General features: G+C 56.7%; 20 protein-coding genes. 15 read left to right on the top strand and 5 right to left on the bottom strand.

Annotated features, from left to right (window positions below):
* Positions 1 to 3: 3 nt before the first annotated feature.
* The 10 genes from CGS49_RS03045 to CGS49_RS03000 all read left to right on the top strand — a co-directional run bounded on the left by CGS49_RS03045 (position 4) and on the right by CGS49_RS03000 (position 9,959).
* Entirely contained in the window at positions 4 to 681 is a 678-nt protein-coding gene (locus CGS49_RS03045) for a hypothetical protein (protein WP_097800457.1), read from the top strand.
* The gene (locus CGS49_RS03040) at positions 674 to 1,696 is read left to right on the top strand and encodes a DNA cytosine methyltransferase (protein ID WP_097800456.1); all 1,023 of its coding nucleotides are present in this window, start codon (positions 674 to 676) and stop codon (positions 1,694 to 1,696) included. The genes CGS49_RS03045 and CGS49_RS03040 overlap by 8 nt, the downstream gene beginning before the upstream one ends.
* Positions 1,693 to 3,684, top strand: coding sequence for a C40 family peptidase (locus tag CGS49_RS03035; RefSeq protein WP_097800455.1), 1,992 nt, complete (start codon positions 1,693 to 1,695; stop codon positions 3,682 to 3,684). The genes CGS49_RS03040 and CGS49_RS03035 overlap by 4 nt, the downstream gene beginning before the upstream one ends.
* 14 nt (positions 3,685 to 3,698) lie before the next feature.
* Positions 3,699 to 4,142 (top strand): XF1762 family protein, encoded by a 444-nt coding sequence (locus tag CGS49_RS03030; RefSeq protein ID WP_097800454.1) that lies wholly within the window; start codon positions 3,699 to 3,701, stop codon positions 4,140 to 4,142.
* Between the two features lie 150 nt (positions 4,143 to 4,292).
* On the top strand, positions 4,293 to 4,892 hold the full coding sequence (locus tag CGS49_RS03025; protein WP_430407816.1) for a phosphoadenosine phosphosulfate reductase: 600 nt from the start codon (positions 4,293 to 4,295) through the stop codon (positions 4,890 to 4,892).
* A complete protein-coding gene (locus CGS49_RS03020) occupies positions 4,879 to 5,136 on the top strand; it encodes a DUF4315 family protein (protein ID WP_006058365.1) in 258 nt (85 codons plus the stop codon). Before CGS49_RS03025 ends, CGS49_RS03020 begins: the two co-directional genes overlap by 14 nt.
* A complete protein-coding gene (locus tag CGS49_RS03015; RefSeq protein WP_097800452.1) occupies positions 5,126 to 5,827 on the top strand; it encodes a DUF4366 domain-containing protein in 702 nt (233 codons plus the stop codon). The genes CGS49_RS03020 and CGS49_RS03015 overlap by 11 nt, the downstream gene beginning before the upstream one ends.
* Complete coding sequence (locus CGS49_RS03010; protein WP_097800451.1) at positions 5,820 to 7,904, top strand: type IA DNA topoisomerase; 2,085 nt, start codon at positions 5,820 to 5,822, stop codon at positions 7,902 to 7,904. Before CGS49_RS03015 ends, CGS49_RS03010 begins: the two co-directional genes overlap by 8 nt.
* A 13-nt stretch (positions 7,905 to 7,917) precedes the next feature.
* Entirely contained in the window at positions 7,918 to 9,765 is a 1,848-nt protein-coding gene (locus tag CGS49_RS03005) for an antirestriction protein ArdA (RefSeq protein ID WP_097800450.1), read from the top strand.
* The gene (locus CGS49_RS03000) at positions 9,762 to 9,959 is read left to right on the top strand and encodes a hypothetical protein (protein ID WP_097800449.1); all 198 of its coding nucleotides are present in this window, start codon (positions 9,762 to 9,764) and stop codon (positions 9,957 to 9,959) included. Before CGS49_RS03005 ends, CGS49_RS03000 begins: the two co-directional genes overlap by 4 nt.
* A gap of 175 nt (positions 9,960 to 10,134) precedes the next feature.
* On the opposite strand, the gene CGS49_RS02995 is transcribed toward CGS49_RS03000, so the two are convergent.
* The 5 genes from CGS49_RS02995 to CGS49_RS02975 form a co-directional block, all read right to left on the bottom strand.
* Entirely contained in the window at positions 10,135 to 11,010 is an 876-nt protein-coding gene (locus tag CGS49_RS02995; RefSeq protein WP_097800448.1) for a BRO-N domain-containing protein, read from the bottom strand.
* A 249-nt stretch (positions 11,011 to 11,259) separates the two neighbouring features.
* The gene (locus CGS49_RS02990) at positions 11,260 to 11,619 is read right to left on the bottom strand and encodes a DUF6050 family protein (protein WP_097800447.1); all 360 of its coding nucleotides are present in this window, start codon (positions 11,617 to 11,619) and stop codon (positions 11,260 to 11,262) included.
* A gap of 103 nt (positions 11,620 to 11,722) precedes the next feature.
* Entirely contained in the window at positions 11,723 to 13,069 is a 1,347-nt protein-coding gene (locus tag CGS49_RS02985) for a relaxase/mobilization nuclease domain-containing protein (RefSeq protein WP_097800446.1), read from the bottom strand.
* The gene (locus CGS49_RS02980; protein WP_097800445.1) at positions 13,030 to 13,359 is read right to left on the bottom strand and encodes a plasmid mobilization protein; all 330 of its coding nucleotides are present in this window, start codon (positions 13,357 to 13,359) and stop codon (positions 13,030 to 13,032) included. Before CGS49_RS02980 ends, CGS49_RS02985 begins: the two co-directional genes overlap by 40 nt.
* Positions 13,360 to 13,594: 235 nt before the next feature.
* Entirely contained in the window at positions 13,595 to 13,951 is a 357-nt protein-coding gene (locus CGS49_RS02975) for a helix-turn-helix transcriptional regulator (RefSeq protein ID WP_002584957.1), read from the bottom strand.
* A 398-nt stretch (positions 13,952 to 14,349) separates the two neighbouring features.
* Here CGS49_RS02975 and CGS49_RS02970 point away from each other — a divergent pair, with 398 nt between their 5' ends.
* The 5 genes from CGS49_RS02970 (at position 14,350) to CGS49_RS02945 (ending at position 17,308) form a co-directional block, all read left to right on the top strand.
* The gene (locus tag CGS49_RS02970; RefSeq protein WP_003431289.1) at positions 14,350 to 14,535 is read left to right on the top strand and encodes a cysteine-rich KTR domain-containing protein; all 186 of its coding nucleotides are present in this window, start codon (positions 14,350 to 14,352) and stop codon (positions 14,533 to 14,535) included.
* A 16-nt stretch (positions 14,536 to 14,551) separates the two neighbouring features.
* Positions 14,552 to 15,535: a 23S rRNA (adenine(2503)-C(2))-methyltransferase RlmN gene (gene rlmN / locus CGS49_RS02965; RefSeq protein ID WP_002584956.1), complete on the top strand. Its 984-nt coding sequence runs from the start codon at positions 14,552 to 14,554 to the stop codon at positions 15,533 to 15,535.
* A gap of 473 nt (positions 15,536 to 16,008) precedes the next feature.
* Complete coding sequence (locus CGS49_RS02960; RefSeq protein ID WP_002604474.1) at positions 16,009 to 16,446, top strand: sigma-70 family RNA polymerase sigma factor; 438 nt, start codon at positions 16,009 to 16,011, stop codon at positions 16,444 to 16,446.
* Positions 16,430 to 16,672, top strand: a complete 243-nt coding sequence (locus CGS49_RS02955) for a helix-turn-helix domain-containing protein (protein ID WP_002604473.1) — start codon at positions 16,430 to 16,432, stop codon at positions 16,670 to 16,672. Before CGS49_RS02960 ends, CGS49_RS02955 begins: the two co-directional genes overlap by 17 nt.
* A gap of 462 nt (positions 16,673 to 17,134) precedes the next feature.
* Positions 17,135 to 17,308, top strand: coding sequence for a transposon-encoded TnpW family protein (locus tag CGS49_RS02945; protein WP_158094644.1), 174 nt, complete (start codon positions 17,135 to 17,137; stop codon positions 17,306 to 17,308).
* Positions 17,309 to 17,342: the final 34 nt, after the last annotated feature.

The raw sequence follows: 17,342 nt of genomic DNA, 5'->3' as shown, positions 1-17,342 counted from the left end.
GATATGAAATATGTGATCGACAGCAAGACCTATGAAAACCATATCAATGATGAGGTGCATCTGTACGGACTTCTCCATCAGCTCGCCTTCCTCGCCGAAAAGGCGAAGGACGAGAAGGATCTGGAAAATCTGGCCGAAACGGCAAAGCGCTACGGCGAGATCGCGGAGGAAAAGTTTTCCGCTTGGCGTATCCCCGGCCGCTATCTGGTGTTTGGGGACAGGAAGGACCTTGCGGAGCTGAAAGTGGCGGAGCTCACGCCCTTGACCGCCGTGCTGAAAGAGCACGACGCAAAAATCAGGGAAAAGCAGCGTGCCGCCACCGCCCACGATCCCGCCTACATCATCTCCGGCGGCGCCTTTCGTCTGCTGGTGGGCGATCTCTTTGACCTGCTGGCGCAGTACAACTTTCTCCGCAACCGTGTTGTAGAAGTGAAAACAGAAAAACGGCTTGCGCGGCTGCAAAAGAATCTCTCCGGCGAGAATCCGAGCATCCGGAGAATGTACCGCAGGTGGGGCTTTGCGGAGGATCAGGGTGTCACCTGCTATGACATTCTGGAGGCAACGCTACGGCGCAGGCACCTGACGCCCTATGACCCGGAGGAAGCGGCGGAGGACGGCATCGGCTGCGGCCGCTGCTGCGCCCTCTGCGGAGATCATTCCTGCGAGGACGACTATGACTGAGCTGACCCATGTGAGCCTGTTTTCCGGCATCGGCGGGCTGGATCTGGCGGCGGAGGCGGCGGGCTTCCGCACTGTCTGCCAATGCGAGTGGGCGGACTATCCCTATTCCGTTCTGGAAAAGCACTGGCCGGAGGTGCCGAGATTCCGGGACATTACGACTTTTACAAAGGAGGCGTTTTTTGAAAAAACAGGACTTGAAACCGTTACCGTCCTCTCCGGCGGCTTTCCCTGCCAGCCCTTCTCCACCGCAGGACAGCGGAGGGGCTTTGCGGATGAGCGCTACCTGTGGCCGGAAATGTGCCGCGTTATTACCGAGCTGCGGCCCCGTTGGGTGCTTGGGGAAAATGTTGCTGGCTTCATCAATCTGGGCCTCGACAAAACGATCTTTGACCTGGCAAAAGCGGGATACGCTGTTCTCCCATTCGTATTTCCGGCTTGCGGCGTCGGCGCATGGCATGAGCGCCAGCGAACTTTTATCGTCGCGGCTGATGTTTCCCACGCCCCTTGCCTCCGACAAGAACACCTGCAGGGACGCGGCCAACCTGGATGTGTACCTCTCCGACAACGGGATCTTCCGCAAGGTGAACCGGAACGGGGCCATCTGGAGCCTGAGCCTGTCGGCGGCGGTGTTCTATCTGACCCCGGCAGCGTCGGAGGGCTACCGCTCTACGCTGAAACCGGCGGCGTTTCGGAACAGCGCCCCGTCTGCCAACCTGTCATCCCAGGTGATCCGGCAGGAGCGGCCGGTATCCGAGACGGCGGCGCTGAACCCGGATTGGGTGGAATGGCTCATGGGATTCCCCCGGAAATGGACGGACGTATCCTCTGGGCCGCCGAGCCGGAGGGAGTCCCCCGTATCACAGAAAACACCGCAGACCGCGCCCTACGGCTGAAAACCCTGGGCAACGCGGTCTGCCCGCCCCAGGCATATCCCATTTTCAAGTATATCTCCATGATCGAGACGGGCGAGTGCGTGAGCATTTGCCCCTACGGAAAGGCAGGTGGTGACGCATGAAGGAATGGAAAGCCTCCGAGAAGGAGGCGCAGAAGATGACCCGCGACGGAGCCATTTCCGTCAACATGGTCACAGGCGAGGCGAGCCATGTTTCAGATCGTGCGCCGGAGCAGGACTATTCCCCCGCCGGCGATTCCACGGTGCTGGCGAGGACTGCCCTCCACCATCTGGACGACCGGCGCGTCCGGAAGTCTCAGAAGAAAAAGCGGCGGAACCGCCGCAAAGCCTACCGGGAGGGTACGGTGGCAAATAGCCGCCCATCCTCCCGTTTGCAATTCACCGAGGAGGAACGTGCTGCGCCGGAGCTGCAAAAAGCGATCCGCAAGTCCGACAAGGCGGCGGATAAACTGGACGCGGCAAGGGCCGCCATCCCCAAAAAGCGCGTCCTGGGCACGGAGCGTGTCTTTGACGAGGCTTCCGGCGCCGGGCGTACAAGGCTGGTATTCCATGAGACGGATAAGCCGGCTTCGATCCGGCAGCCGGGGCCGAACCCGCTGGCGCGGCCTTTGCAGGAGGTCGCCCACGCCGCCCATGCCAAGGTGCGGGAGGTGGAGCAGGAGAACTCCGGCGTGGCCGCGGGCCATCTCACCGAGCGCGGCATGGAAAAGGCCGTGGGCTATGGGAACCGCAAGCTGCAAAACTGGCGGGCGGAGCGGCAGGTGAAGCCCTGGCGGGACGCGGCAAAGGCGGAGCAGGCGGCGGTCAGGGCCAACGCAGAGGCGCTTTACCAAAAGGCGCTCCATGATAACCCCCAGCTTGCGTCCGGCAGCCCCATCTCCCGCATCTGGCAGAAGAAGCGGATGCAGCGGCAGTACGCGGCGGCCTACCGGGCGTCGCGCGGCGCGGAGGGTGCAAAGGCGGCGGCACAGACGGCAGCCAGGAGCGCAAAGAAAGGCGCGGAGGCGGCGAAGAAGGCCGGCGAGTTCATAGCCCGGCACAAAAAGGCGTTCCTTATCATCGGCGGGATCGGCCTTGTGCTGGTGCTGCTGTTGGGCCTGCTGCAATCCTGCTCCTCCATGTTCGGCGGAGGCGTATCCAACATTGTGGCCTCCTCCTATCTCTCCGAGGATGCTGACCTGCTGGCGGCAGAGGCCGCCTACTGCGCCAAGGAGGACGAGCTGCGGCGGTATCTGGATACCTATGAGCAGGCCCACGACTATGACGAGTATCACTACGATCTGGACGAGATCGAGCACGATCCCTATGTGCTGCTGTCCATCCTGTCGGCGCTCCATGAGGGGGCCTTCACCATAGACCAGGTGCAGGGCGACCTTCAAATGCTGTTTGACCGGCAATACATCCTCACCGAGACGGTGGAGGTGGAACGGCGGTACTACATTGAGACGGATACCTGGACGGACGAGGAGGGCAACACCCATACGGAGAGCTACCGGGTCTATTACGATTATTATATCTGCACCGTGAAGCTGGAAAACTTCGACCTCTCCCATCTGCCGGTCTACATGATGGATCAGGAGACGCTTTCCATGTACGCCGTGTATATGTCCACCCTGGGCAACCGCCCAGACCTGTTCCCGTCCTCCGGCTATGTTCCCAAGTATGTGACCAACCCGCCCGCCAAGTACGAGATCCCAGCGGAGTATCTGTCCGACGAGCGCTTTGCCACGCTGATTACGGAGGCGGAGAAGTATCTGGGCTTTCCCTATGTCTGGGGCGGCAGCAGCCCGTCCACCTCCTTTGATTGCAGCGGCTTTGTCAGCTATGTCCTGACCAACAGCGGCCTGTGCGATACCGGGCGGCTGGGGGCGCAGGGCCTCTACAACATGTCCACGCCGGTATCCGAGCCGCGGCCGGGGGATCTGGTGTTCTTTGTGGGCACCTACGACACGCCGGGGGTCAGCCATGTGGGCTTTTATGTGGGGGACGGGATGCTCCTGCACTGCGGGGATCCCATCCAGTACACCAGTCTCAACTCGAATTACTGGCAGTCCCACCTTTATGCCTACGGCAGACCGCCGTACAACTGATGGAGGCGGAGCCGATGCTGACTGTAAAACCGATGTCTCTTGCCGACGCAAACAGGTTTGTCGCAGAGCACCACCGCCACCATAAGCCGGTGCGAGGGCATAAGTTCTCCCTGGGCTGCATAGCGAACGGCCATCTGGCGGGCGTCGCCATCGTGGGGCGGCCGGTGAGCCGATACCTGGACGATGGGCTGACTCTGGAGGTCAACCGCCTCTGCACGGACGGGACAAAAAACGCTTGCAGCTTCCTCTATGGCGCGGCGGCGCGGGCGGCGAAGGTCCTGGGCTACCATAGGATCGTCACCTACATTCTGGACACGGAGAGCGGCGTCAGCCTTCGTGCCTCCGGCTGGCAGTGCGCGGGGCTGGCGGGCGGACGGGAGTGGACCGGCAAGCGCCGCCCGTCCGAACCGCTGTATCCGGCGCAGATGAAATACCGATACGAAAAGGCTTTGAGATGAGGTGAGCATATCAATATTGTTTCCTATGGCGGCGGTGCGAACAGCACCGCCCTTCTTGTTGGGCTGCACCAGCACCGTATCCCTGTTGACCTGATCCTGTTTGCGGATACGGGCGGTGAGCATCCCCATACCTACGCCTATCTGGATATCATGGATCGCTGGCTGAAGGATCACGGTATGCCGGAGATCACGCGGGTCTATAAGACCACGAAGGACGGCAGGCGGCTGACCTTGGAGGATGAATGTCTGAAAAGCGGTACGCTGCCCTCCATCGCCTACGGCTTCAAGCGGTGTTCTCTGAAACACAAGATCGGACCGCAGGAAAAGTTCTGTAACAACCATCCTCCATGCCGTGAGGTCTGGAACAGCGGGAAAAAGGTGGTCAAGTTCATCGGCTATGACGCTGGCGAACACTATCGCAGCGACAAGGTCCTTCTGCGTGATCTGGCAGACCCAAAGTACAGCAAATGGTATCCCCTGATGGAATGGGGCTGGGACCGGGAGGCGTGTATCCGGGCAATCGAGGCGGCGGGCCTGCCGCAGCCGGGAAAGTCCTCCTGCTTTTTCTGCCCCAGTATGCGGGCGGAGGAGATCATCGACCTGCGGGAGTGTTACCCGGACCTGTTCCGGCGCGCGCTGGCATTGGAGGATAACGCACGGGCCAACCTAAAAACCGTTCGGGGGCTTGGGCGCAATTATTCATGGAAAGAACGATTTGGAAAGGAGCAATGCAATCATGGCAACGACTGAGAAGATCCGCAAGGATATTGAGAAAACGAGGGAAAAGATCGCGGAGCAGCAGAAGCGTCTCCGCGCGCTGGAAGCCCAGCTCACGGAGGAGGAGAACCTGGAGATCGTCCGCATGGTGAAGGCTGTCCGCATGGACAACAGGGAACTCACTGCCTTCCTGCGCGCCTACGCCAGCGGCATGATCTCCCTGCCGGACGGGCTGATGGAGACGGAGGAAAGCGAGGGTGCGGAAGATGAAGCGTAACAGAGCTTTTCGCCGTTTCGCCGCCGTGTTCCTGGCGCTTTTCTGCATGGCGGCCACCTCCACCGTGGCCTTCGCAGGCGGCGGGGACGGCGAGCCCTACTACACCGGGGAGGAGACCACGGGCGGCTATGAGCCCCAGCCCCTGACCCCGGAGGGCAACATGACCCTGGTGGACGATATCGCCGGTGAGAGCGCTGGGGACAAGCAGTTCATCACCGTGGTCACAAAAGGCGGCAACTATTTCTACATCATCATCGACCGGGCGGAGGACGGCGAGAACACCGTCCACTTTCTCAACCAGGTAGACGAGCGCGACCTGCTGGCCCTGATGGACGAGGAGACGCCTGCCGCCCCTGTGTGTACCTGTAAGGAAAAATGCACGGCCGGCGCGGTGGATACATCCTGCTCTGTCTGCAAGACCAACCTCTCCGAGTGCGCGGGCAGGGAGAAGGCCAGGGAGCCGGAACCGGAACCGGAGCAGCCGAAGAAAAAGAGCGGCAGCGGCCTTCTGGCCGTGGTGGCGCTGCTGGTGCTGGCAGGCGGCGGAGCCTTCGCCTATGTGAAGTTCATCAAGCCGAACCGCAGCAGCGTGAAGGTCAGCGCCGATCCCGACGAGTACGATTTCCCTGACGAGGAGTATATCAACGAGGATGAGCCTGCGGAGGCTGAAACGGAGGCGGAGCATGAGTAAGCTGATCATCGCGGAAAAACCGAGCGTGGCAAAATCCATCGCGTCGGCCCTGGGTGCTTCATCCAGGGCCGATGGCTTTTATGAGGGCAGCGGCCTGATCGTTTCCTGGTGCGTGGGGCACCTGGTATCCCCGCTGGACGCGGGCGACTATGACGAACGCTTCAAAAAATGGCGCTATGAGGATCTGCCCATCCTGCCGGAGCCCTTCCGCTACGCCCCCATCCCCGGCAAGGAGACGGCTTTGGACAATGTGAAGCGCCTCATGGCGCGGGAGGACGTAACGGAGATTGTCAACGCCTGCGACGCCGGACGGGAGGGCGAGCTGATCTTCCGTCTGGTGTATGAACTGGCCGGCTGCCGCAAGCCGGTCCTCCGGCTTTGGATCTCGTCCATGGAGGACAGCGCCATCCGGGAGGGCTTTTCCGAGCTGCGCCCCGGCGCCGAGTATGAAGCCCTGTATCAATCAGCCCTCTGCCGCCAGAGGGCGGACTGGCTGGTGGGGATCAACGCCACCCGCCTTTTCTCCGTCCTCTATCACCGTACCCTGAACGTGGGCCGCGTCCAAACGCCCACCTTGTCCCTGCTGGCGGCGCGGGACGCGAAGATCGCGCTGTTCCAGAAGGAGAAGTATCATCATGTGCGCCTGACCCTGGCCGGCGCGGAGGCGGTATCGGAGAGATTCACCGATCCGGCGGAGGCGGAGCAGGCGGCGGCTATGTGCAAGGGCGCGGCCGTCATCTGTACTTCCGTCACGAAGGAGCAGAAGAAGGAACAGCCTCCGAAGCTCTATGACCTCACCACCTTGCAGCGTGAGGCAAACCGGCTGCTTGGCTACACGGCGAAGCAGACCCTTGACTACGCTCAGAGCCTCTACGAAAAAAAGCTGCTGACCTATCCCCGCACGGACAGCCGGCATCTGACCTCCGATATGGCGGAAACGGCCTCCTGTGTGATCCACCTGGCGGCGAAGCTGCCGCCCTTTGATGGCTGCACAAACTTCTTCCCGCTGGTGGAGGCCATGGTCTCCGACAAGGACGTATCCGACCACCACGCCATTATCCCCACGATGGAGATCGAGAAAGCGGATATCCCCGCCCTGCCCCTGGGCGAGCGTGAGCTGATTCTTCTGATCTGCTGCCGTCTGCTGTGCGCGTCGGCGGAGTCCTATGTGTATGAGACGGTCACGGCTGCCTTTGACTGCGGCGGCCATTCCTTCACCGCAAAAGGCAGGCGCGTCCTCTCCGAAGGCTGGCGGGAGATCGACCGCATTTTCCGCGCCTCCCTGAAAGAAAAGCCCGCGGACGGGGACGGCGGCGCGCTCCCGGACTTCACCGAAGGGCAGACCTTTGACGGCGCGGAGGTTTCCGTCACCGAGCATTTCACCCAGCCGCCGAAGCCTTACACCGAAGATACCCTCCTGTCCGCTATGGAGAACGCGGGCAAGGATGATATCCCCGACGAGGCGGAGCGAAAAGGTCTTGGCACGCCTGCGACCAGGGCGGCTATCATCGAAAAACTGGTGGCGGCCGGATTTGTGGAGCGCAAGGGCAAGAGCCTGATCCCCACGAAAGCCGGTATCAACCTTGTCACGGTCCTGCCGGAGCCGCTGACCTCTCCCATGCTGACGGCGGAATGGGAACAGAAATTGACGGAGATCGCAAAGGGCGGCGCTGACCCGGATACCTTCATGGACGGCATCCGCACGATGGTTCAGGAGATCGTGTCCACCTATTCCTGTATTTCCGAGGATGGCAAAAAGCTGTTTGCCCCGGAGAAGGAGAGCATCGGCGCCTGCCCCCGCTGCGGCCAGCCGGTCTATGAGGGGAAGAAAAACTTCGCCTGTTCGGATCGGTCCTGCGGCTTTGTCCTCTGGAAAAATGACCGCTTCTGGACGAGCCGCAAGAAGGAACTGACAAAGAAGATGGCGGCGGACCTTCTGAAAAAGGGCCGCACCAACGTCAAGGGAATGTGGTCTGAAAAGAAACAGACCGCCTATGACGCCGCCGTGATCCTCTGCGACACGGGCGGCAGGTACATCGATTTCAAGCTGGAATTTCCCAAAAATAAGCGAAGCTGAAGGAGGAGCGTATATGCCGGATTACAGTTACAACAAGGACTATCCCTTTGCCGCCTTTATCACCAATCTTGGCAAGTACAACGAGGGCGAGCTTGTGGGCGAGTGGGTGAAGTTTCCCACCAGCGCCGAGGAACTGAAGGAGGTATTCAAGCGTATCGGCATCGGCCAGAGGGATGACTTCGGCCAGCCCTATGAGGAATGGTTCATCACGGACTATGACTGCTATGTGGACGGCCTCTATGACAAGCTGGGCGAATACGAAAGTCTGGACGAGCTCAATTATCTGGCGTCGAAGCTGGATGAAATGAGCAACAGCGAATACGCACAGTTTCAGGCCGGTATGGAAATGGGCGACCATTGCGGCAGCCTGCAGGAGATCATCAACCTGACGGAAAATCTGGACTGCTATGAGGTCTATCCCCATATTGAGGACTATGGCGATCTGGGCCGGTACTATATCGAGGAGCTGGAGGTCATGCAGGTGCCGGAGCACCTGCAAAATTACATCGACTATGAGGCCTACGGCCGGGACGTGGCGATGGACGAAAGCGGCAGCTTTACGGATCAGGGCTATGTGCGGGATACGGGGGACCGCTTCTGCGAGTATTACGATGGCGAGCGCGGCAGTATCCCCGATGAATACCGGGTGATGACCTTCCAGGACGATCTTCCCGAAGAAGAAAAGTCTGAGTGGGCTATGGATATCGCCTTTGATATGGACGAGTTTTTCCGTCAGAACGATCCGCAGTACGCGGCGGAGCACCCGGAGGCGCACGCCGCAAAGGAAGCGATTTACGAAAATCTGATGGCCGGACGCATCTCCGCTCTGGATGAAAAGCTGGCGGCGCTGGGTCAGACGCAGGAGGACTATCTTCCTTCCGAGATCGAAAAGTTCAAGGACGCCACGGGATACGAGGAGTTTCTTGATTTCGACCCTGCCGAGGTCAAGGCGGCTTTGGAGGATCCGAACAGATCCCGCGTGGATGAAATGCTGGCCGCCGCGGAAAAGGCGGAACGGGAGTACGCGGCGGAGGCGGCCGCCTATGCGCAGATCCCGGCAGATATCGTGGCACAGGCGCGTGCGGCGCAGGGCGACACCTTCTCCATCTATCAGCTGAAACCGGGAGATAGTACGCGGGACTACCGCTTCGAGCCGCTGGACGCCATCCGCAACAACGGCCTTTCCGTAAAGCCGGAAAACTATAAACTGGTCTATACCGCCCCGCTGACGGCGAAGGACGATCTGGAAAGCATCTACACCCGGTTTAATGTGGATCGTCCGGCAGACTTCACCGGGCACTCCCTGTCCGTATCGGATATCGTGGTGCTGCATCAGGACGGGAAAGACACCGCCCATTACTGCGACCGCTTCGGCTTTTCTCAGGTGCCGGAGTTTTTGGAGCCGGAACGGGCGGCGGAGGTCACGATCCCCACGCCGGATCAGATGGCGACGCAGGAGCGGGTCAGCACGCCCAGAGGCAGTTTTTGTGTGACGGCCATGAGCCGGGGGCAGATGGAGGCGGCCGGGTATGGGGTTCACCATCAGTCCGAGGACGGAAAATACCTTATCATGGGCAACGGCACGCGGGCCTTTGCCGTGGCGGCGGAGCAGCCGGAAAAGGACAATCCCCTCCGTACCGCTGAAATGACGCTGGAGGATGACTACGGCATGATCGACGGCGTTATCAACAACGGCCGGCGGGGCGAGGAGCTGGAGAAGGCCAAGGAGCACGCGGAGCGGACGCAGCCGGAGAAAAAGCCCTCCATCCGGGAACGGCTGGCGGCGGCAAAGCAGGAGTGCGCAAAGCAGCAGCCCAGGCCTGCCCCGGAGAAAAAGCCCCCGGAGCTGGGGGAGCTGTGAGCCGGGGCGTGAAGTGGCGGCTGGAATGGGCCTTCTTCCTGGGGGAGAACGGCAGGCGGCAGTACAACCGGCTCTGCAAGGGCTGTATCCATCCCTGCAAGCAGAGCTTCCGGGCGGTGGTGTTGGACTGCCCGCACTTCCAGTCCCAGCGTGTGAAAAAAGGCATGGATAAGGGTGGGAAACGGGCAAAATAGTCCCCCGTGGCGGCGTTTTCAGACCATGCCCTTATGATTTCCCATCCGCGCTTTTCTCCGCGCTCCTGCGGCGAGAAAACAGACGTTTTTGACACTTTCCAATATGTACCCATAGCAAAAGCGGGGACGCGGCCTGCGGTATATCCGTTGGCTGCGTCCCCGCTTCTTTTTTTGCTTATTTCTCGTCCTCGTTGGGCTTGTCCGCTTCCGCCACGCCCTGGATCACATCCGTCACCACGGCGTTGAGCTGGGCGGCGTTCTCCGCTGTGACGGCGGGCCGCCCTGTGTCCGCTTCGATGGCGCGCCGTGCGTCTCCCGCCACCTTGCCGCCGCGCCGGGCGACGATCCGGCTTTCCTCAAAGCCCTCCGGCCGGTGGGCCTTGGAAAGCTCCGTGGTCGTGGTTTCGGCCAGCATGTTCAGCACGATCTCCAATGTGCTCATGTTGTCCCGGAGGTTTTCCTTTTTGAGCCCTTTCAGGTTTTTGTATTGCCGGGTGGTCATGCCGGACCAGGCCTTTGTGATCTCGTCGGTGAGGATGGCGTATTCCCGGCCCTGCTCCACGCCCCGCGCCTGCCATTCGGCGGTGAGCTCGTTGCGGACGCGGATGGAGAGGATGCGCTGGTGGATCCAGTCGGCATCATAGCCCTTCTTCTGGTAGGTCTCCAGTGCCCGGTCGATGGCCTGCTCCGGGTCGATGGTCTCCTCGATGCGCTCCCGGCCTACGGCGGCGAGCCAGAGCCGGAAGGGTTCAGCCTTGGGCGAGGGGATGGACTGGATGATGCGCAGGATGCCCTCGGTATTGGCGGCAAGCACCTTTCGCTTTTTGCCTGTGGAGCCGGTCATTTCTACCTGGGGACAATTTGTCCCCAGGTAGCTTGCGAGCTGTTCATCCCGCTTGCGCATTTTTTTGAGATAATCCGTGGGATTGGCGCTGTCCGACAGCACCGCCACCACATCCACCACGGAGAAATACCATTCTTCCTTTTCCTCGTCCCAGGCGGTACGGATCTTTCTATCTTCAAAAAGCTGTATGGAGTTATTTTCGTCCATGGGCTTTTCCCTCCTTCGATGGGCTGTCCCCATTCTACCATGAAATGATGATTTTTTCTATCAGGGAACGCGATTTTTGCGGCAGCAGCAGTCGTAGGCGCTGTGGGACTGTGGGCAAACGGCCAAGCCGGGCGGCGCTGTGGGAAAGCGGTTTGCCGTCCTGTGGGAAAGGCCTGTCCTTTTCCATTAGGCGGTGAATGACTTTTCCATCGGCAAAGCGGCCGTTTTCCACATTTCCATGGCGCGGGCCTAATCCTCGGTGATGATACACGCACAGCCCGCCGTCAGCAGGCGGTACAGCGTCAGCGGCACATACCACGCCGCCACCAGCAGCCGCCAGACAAGGACGCAGCCGCCGATAAGGCCGGCAAAGACGAAGTTCAGAAGGAACAGGGCGATCCCGCCGCCCAGAGAGCCGCCGCCCGGTATGATCCAGAGCCGCAGCCGCCAGATCCCAAACGGCAGCCCGCAGAGGATCCAGAGCCAGAGATAATCCAGCTCCCCGTTCTTTACGCAGGCGGAGCGGAAGATGCAGTACAGCAGCGCGGCCGACGCCACCGGCAGGATGGTCTTGCGGAAAAAGTCTTTTAAGGCCTCGCCTCTTGTCATGGGGTTCGCCTCCTTCAAAATCGTTTGTATCTTCATTATATCTGACATTTCGGCAAAAGCCCAGGGGAAAACGCAGATTGCGGCAAAAAGTTTGCCCCAGGGGTCATTCCAGCTCCATATCCTTCTGCCGTGCCGGCGCCTGCCGGGGCGGGGATAGGAACTCCTCCACGTTCCGGCGCACGGCGGCGTAGTCCTGCTCCTCCCGCTGCGCCTTCTGACGCTCGGCGGTCAGCGCCGCCCTTCGGGCGGTGAGCGCGTCCATTTCGGCCTGCATCCGCTCCGTGGATGGCAGCGGAACCGCGCCCAGACGCTTGCACTCCCTAGCGGCGGCCTCAAAGAGAATGATCTCCCTCTCATAGCCCCGCAGGAACTTCTCTTTGTCCTTCGACGCCTGATAGCGGTCATAGATGGGCTTGAGCTGACGGTAGGCGGCGACGTGCTTCATTTTCAGCGTCAGCTCCTCGATCCGCACCCCGGTCTCCCGCAGCTCCGCTTTCAGCCGGGCGGCGGAGGCGGAAGCCGCCTCGCAGCACTCCGTCAGCTCCTTCATGCTGCCGATGCCGTGTTCCGTCAGGAAGTTGCTGGTCTCGGCGATGCGTTTCAGATTCTCGATGGTCGCCCAATGGCGGTAGCCCGCGCTCTGCTGGGCCTTGATGTTGTTCTGAATATCTATGAGCAGGCTGACCCTGCCTCCGCGCTGCTTTGGTTGGCGGGAGGGTCTGGCGCGTCCGGCCATCCGTGCGGTCAGGGCGTCCTCGGCGTAGTCCGCGCCCAGGGTCTTTAGCCTTGTGAACCGCTCCTGTCCCGGCGCTCTGGCGGAAATGTATTTGCCCCGCTTGAGCGCATAGCCCTCCCGCTGCAACCGCACCAGCAGCTCCTCTAAATCATGGCAGCCGGGCAGCAGCCGGTCGATGGCGGCGCGCAGCTTCGCCTTATAGCTGGTGCCGGTCCGCTCCGCCTGATGCTCGATGTAGCTTTTGCCCTTGTCCCTGCCGGGAACGATGACGGACAGGCCGTGCTCCTTGCAGAGCCGGTCTGAGGTGCGGCGGATGAAGTGATAGCTGCGCTTGTTGGAATGGTAGTGCTTATGATCCGCAAAGCTGACGGCGTTGAAGATCAGGTGGTTATGGACGTGATCCCGGTCTATGTGGGTGGTCAGGACGAACTCATACCTGCCGCCCAGGATCTCTTTTGCAAGCTCCATGCCGATCTCATGGGCCTGCTCCGGCGTGACCTCCCCAGGCTGAAAGGCTTGGATCAGGTGGCGGCCCAGGTTCGTTCCCTTGTCGATGGCATGGCGGCGGGTCCAGGCAAATTCGATATCCGCAGTCTCGGCGGCGCAGCCATAGGAGGATACAAGCAGCTTTCCGTCCGTCTTTTCCGGGTTGCAGATATAGTCAATGGCCGCTTTCAGCGTTGACTTGATAGGATGCGTCTTTGTAACTGCCATATCTCATCCAGCCTCTCCTGTATCTCCCGCATATCCGCTTTGTACGCGCCGCCTCCGGCGTTGACACGCTTGGCGATCTGATTGACGTTCCGACCAATGGCGGACAGGGCGGCGTTCATCCGCTTGATATCCGTGGTGTCAAGCTGGATGATATACCCGTCTATCGCCATCTTCCGCAGATACGCGCCGTACCGCCGTGTGGGGAGCTGCGCCATCTTTTCATCTATGAGCCGTTTTTCCTCCTCCGTCACATAGAATTTCATCTGAATATTCCGCTTTCGGTTCGCCATGGGCAGCCTCCGTTTCTCATAAGGGTCTGGGATATCCCAGCAAGCAATTTTGACTGTTCGGGCAAGGGACCTGAACAGCGCAAAATCCGCAAGCGGGTACTCGCTTGCTGTGCTTGCTATCTACTCCATACCCCCACCGAAAGGCGGTATTTGTTGCGCGTTCCTTTGATTTTGGACGCAAAAAAAGATTGCAGCCGCCATGCGCTGCAATCTCCCGATTTCTCATATTGTGAGGTTAATCCTCTGCTTTTTCGACTTCCGTTATCTCCCTTGCTGTTGCGGTTACAATCCGTATGCCTTTATCGCTCATACCGTCCAGCAGCGCGTCAAGCTGCCGCCGCCCGGTGGATTTCTCCGCATTGCTGTTCGGGAAGAAAAATTGATCTACCGAAATATGATACCGGGTTACAAGGTCATAGAATACCTGTAAACTCGGCTGTTGTCCCTTGTTCTCGATATTCGCAAGGTAGCGCGGGGAAATATATAACTCGTCGCTTACCTTTTTGCGGCTCTCGCCGTATTCATTTCTCGCGGCTTTTATAGCTGCCCCGAAAGCCTTAAAGTCGTACAATGGTACGGGTCTTTTTGCCATTTTAATTCACCCTGTTACATTTTACAGTTCACCTTTCTTTTTGGATATGTCCACACAATTCATATCATTAGGTTAAATACTTCCTGTTGTGTATTGACAGTAGACTGATTTTCTGATAAAATAAAATTTATGTAAAAGGAGGCGGCGTTTATGTTGCATAGCATGCGTATTAGATAAGCATTGAAAAAAAGGATTTTCCCATTTTCAACATGGGCTTTTTTGTCATGCTTATTTTGCGGATGCTATACAAAAAACTAACGACGTATAGATATAGTATAGACATAGTGCAAGCTATGCCTTAGTTTTGTTGTACTGCTCTGTGCATTATAAATGCAGGTCAATGCTCATGTTGAGGATTGACCTGCATTTTTTTGTGTAAAAAGGACGAGTGAAATATAATGCTTAAAAAATATTGGATAAAATGTCCGATTTGTAACGGAAAGACGAGAGTTCAAGTATTTCATAATACTGTATTAAAAGATTTTCCTCTTTTCTGCCCTAAATGCAAATTGACGCATATCATTGATGTAGAAAAATTAGAGATTGTAATCAAAAATACAGAAAAACAAACTTTTATTATTTAGAAGAAAGGATATAAAAATGAAACGTTTACCTAAATATACGCCTGCGGAAGTACGGAATGATCCATACGGATTTACTTACAAAGAAATGTCGGAAGTTATTGGCGAGAATGAAGCAAAAGCCTTATATGAAGAATTATATAAGCAATTACCACGCAAAAAAAATCTATCAATGTTGGTAAAAAATATTTGCAAAAGCAGTGATACTGAAAAGTATGTTTACGAACTGAAAGACAACAAATACATTGAAACGGTTTTTATCAAGCGGCGAGATGGTGGAACTGTTTGCGTGAGCACACAAGTCGGTTGTCCTGTTGGTTGTATTTTTTGTGAGTCCGGGCGAAATGGCTTTGTTCGTAATCTAACATCGTCAGAAATCGTACAACAGATTATATTGTTGCGTCGAAAAGTAAACCGTATCGTTTTTATGGGTATGGGAGAGCCTTTATTCAATTATGACAACTTGATAAAAGCAATCCATATTCTCCGAGATAGATATGGGCTCAACTTTCCAACCGACGGCATTACCATATCAACAGTTGGTCCGGTTGATCAATTAAAAAAATTGCGCGAGGAACATCTTAAAATTCAGTTGACAATATCTTTACACGCAGCAACACAATCTGCAAGAAATCGTATTATTCCTCACATGCGCATATATGCTATTGAAGATGTTGTTAAGCAAGCCTTATCCTATTCTGAAAGGCATAATCGCAAAATTGTCTTTGCGTATTTGCTTTTACCGGGTATAAATGACCGGCCCTCAGATGTAAGACAACTTGCAAAATGGTTTCGGGGCAAAAAAGTTATGATTAACGTGTTACAATACAACCCAACAAGCAATTCAAGAATTAAAGCACCACAGAAACGGGAAATAGTTGCATTCAAACATCAATTAGAGCAAGCAGGACTTGAAGTTACTATGAGAGTTTCTCATGGCAGAGAGATTAACGCGGCTTGTGGACAGTTAGCTAACACATATAATAAATTCAAAAAAAAATGATTAAAAGTGCCAGACGCATAGACGCAGAGCCGATAACGCATTAGGTCAAAAAACCTATGTGTTATCGGCTTTTTTATTTAATATTGCGCAAAAGCCGCTGTTCCCTATTATAGAATGGATTGCGGGTAGTGTATTAAAGTCGCCCTTTTTTAAGGATACGGCGGTATCGGGGAGGTATCGCCGTGTCCATTTTTATTTACTGTAACCCGCCTAATGCTTTGCGGTCAAAAAAAGCTATGCTCCGCAAGCGGGATATTCCGGCTATGAATGTGAACTGTCAATACATTTAGCTACTGCTTACATTTCCTTTGCGCCCGTCCGCGTCTTGCGGACGGGCGCATTTTGCTTTTTTCAACTTTTTTCTGAAAAGCGCACTCAAGAGCCATCTCCCGAACGGGTACGGAGCGAAAGGGGCAGAGAGGACAAGCCCTTAACTCCCGTCCTCTACTCCACGCGGGAAGGAGGTGAACTCTATGGAGCTATCTTCTTCCGACAAGGAAAGAATACAACATCAGTACGACGCATTAGCAAAGAAAACTTTGGTCGGCGAAGCGAAAAGCCACCGCCGCACTCTTGCGAAACGCGCAGCACGCGAAGTTACTTTTTCGGATTTGAGCGAAAGCGAACTCGCGCAGCTTTTCACAACGGACGAATACGAAAGCGATTATTTCCGTTTTCAAGTGTCCGGCTTTGATGTACTCGTCAAAAATGAACTGCTTGCCGAAGCCCTTAACGCTTTGCCCGAAAGGAAACGCGACATTATCCTTTTGTCCTACTTCTTGGATATGAGCGACGCGGAAATTGGCGAACTGCTGAATGTTGTACGCACGACGGTTTTCCGGCACAGGAAATCCGCGCTTGCGAAAATCAAACAGTATTTGGAGGGAAAAGCAGATGATGAATACCGTTAGGAAGTCTGAAAATCTGTTGCCGTTCCCTGTCATTTCCGCAGCGGCAAACGGCGACACAACCGCCATGTGCGCGATCTTGAAGCACTACGAGGGTTACATAGCGAAACTTTGTACCCGCACGCTGAAAGACGACGCGGGCAATACCTATTCCTATGTGGACGAGGAAATGCGTAACAGGCTGCAAGTGCGCCTTATTACCCGCACCCTTGCTTTTCATGTAGGATAATCTTTTAGCCCATGCGGGGAGCGTGTCCCCTTTCCACGCTTCCCGTTATGGGCTATTTGTCGTTCCGCAAAAGCATATCCGCTGTTGATGTGCTTTTGCAGGCCGACAAAGCCTTATTGTTCCTTGACAAAGAAAGCCTTCGGGCAGCATAAGGCAGACGGATACGATCTGTCTGTGTGGAGCCGATCGGCCGGTGCGCCATGACCCTGTTGCAAGTCCGCAGGACGGGACCCCTACCAAACAGGCGAGCGACAAAACCAGGCCGCGAAACAGGTGTGGCAACCTGTGGGCGAAGATGCACAGACAGGACAATGAGACTCCCGCGTTGAACGCCCTCAAAGCATTGCGCGGCGCACCCATCAGCATGGGCCGGGGTGAAATTCCCGTGGAGCTGCGGCCAGCAGCCATCCGTTTTCTGCCTCTTTTATGGTTTTAATGAAATGGCATGAAAGGGGCTTTATCATGCAGAAAAATCAATCTGAAAATAAATATGCCCCGCCTATGCGGAGCAAAAAGAAGATCGGCAACACGACCTTTATCGTCAATTCTTTCTTTCCTCAAAAGGGAAATCAAACGATCGCCTCCAAACTGGAGAACTTGATAAAAGCCGATGTCCAGAAAGAAACTGTGACTTGAAATCCTCCTAACAGGCAGACAGGAAAAAGAAAGC

Source organism: Faecalibacterium langellae (assembly GCF_002549775.1).
GTDB lineage: Bacteria > Bacillota > Clostridia > Oscillospirales > Ruminococcaceae > Faecalibacterium > Faecalibacterium langellae.
This window is presented reverse-complemented; position numbering and strand designations above follow the sequence as displayed.

Bases quoted from the DNA above. Each gene is read 5' to 3' on its own strand.
- CGS49_RS03005 (WP_097800450.1), top strand. From the start codon at position 7,918: ATGCCGGATTACAGTTACAACAAGGACTATCCCTTTGCCGCCTTTATC.
- CGS49_RS03040 (WP_097800456.1), top strand. From the start codon at position 674: ATGACTGAGCTGACCCATGTGAGCCTGTTTTCCGGCATCGGCGGGCTG.
- CGS49_RS03030 (WP_097800454.1), top strand. From the start codon at position 3,699: ATGCTGACTGTAAAACCGATGTCTCTTGCCGACGCAAACAGGTTTGTC.
- CGS49_RS03020 (WP_006058365.1), top strand. From the start codon at position 4,879: ATGGCAACGACTGAGAAGATCCGCAAGGATATTGAGAAAACGAGGGAA.
- CGS49_RS03010 (WP_097800451.1), top strand. From the start codon at position 5,820: ATGAGTAAGCTGATCATCGCGGAAAAACCGAGCGTGGCAAAATCCATC.
- CGS49_RS02945 (WP_158094644.1), top strand. From the start codon at position 17,135: ATGCAGAAAAATCAATCTGAAAATAAATATGCCCCGCCTATGCGGAGC.
- CGS49_RS03015 (WP_097800452.1), top strand. From the start codon at position 5,126: ATGAAGCGTAACAGAGCTTTTCGCCGTTTCGCCGCCGTGTTCCTGGCG.
- CGS49_RS02995 (WP_097800448.1), bottom strand. From the start codon at position 11,010: ATGGACGAAAATAACTCCATACAGCTTTTTGAAGATAGAAAGATCCGT.
- CGS49_RS02990 (WP_097800447.1), bottom strand. From the start codon at position 11,619: ATGACAAGAGGCGAGGCCTTAAAAGACTTTTTCCGCAAGACCATCCTG.
- CGS49_RS03035 (WP_097800455.1), top strand. From the start codon at position 1,693: ATGAAGGAATGGAAAGCCTCCGAGAAGGAGGCGCAGAAGATGACCCGC.
- CGS49_RS02955 (WP_002604473.1), top strand. From the start codon at position 16,430: ATGATGAATACCGTTAGGAAGTCTGAAAATCTGTTGCCGTTCCCTGTC.
- CGS49_RS03045 (WP_097800457.1), top strand. From the start codon at position 4: ATGAAATATGTGATCGACAGCAAGACCTATGAAAACCATATCAATGAT.
- rlmN (WP_002584956.1), top strand. From the start codon at position 14,552: ATGAAACGTTTACCTAAATATACGCCTGCGGAAGTACGGAATGATCCA.
- CGS49_RS03025 (WP_430407816.1), top strand. From the start codon at position 4,293: ATGGATCGCTGGCTGAAGGATCACGGTATGCCGGAGATCACGCGGGTC.
- CGS49_RS02960 (WP_002604474.1), top strand. From the start codon at position 16,009: ATGGAGCTATCTTCTTCCGACAAGGAAAGAATACAACATCAGTACGAC.
- CGS49_RS02975 (WP_002584957.1), bottom strand. From the start codon at position 13,951: ATGGCAAAAAGACCCGTACCATTGTACGACTTTAAGGCTTTCGGGGCA.
- CGS49_RS02980 (WP_097800445.1), bottom strand. From the start codon at position 13,359: ATGGCGAACCGAAAGCGGAATATTCAGATGAAATTCTATGTGACGGAG.
- CGS49_RS02970 (WP_003431289.1), top strand. From the start codon at position 14,350: ATGCTTAAAAAATATTGGATAAAATGTCCGATTTGTAACGGAAAGACG.
- CGS49_RS02985 (WP_097800446.1), bottom strand. From the start codon at position 13,069: ATGGCAGTTACAAAGACGCATCCTATCAAGTCAACGCTGAAAGCGGCC.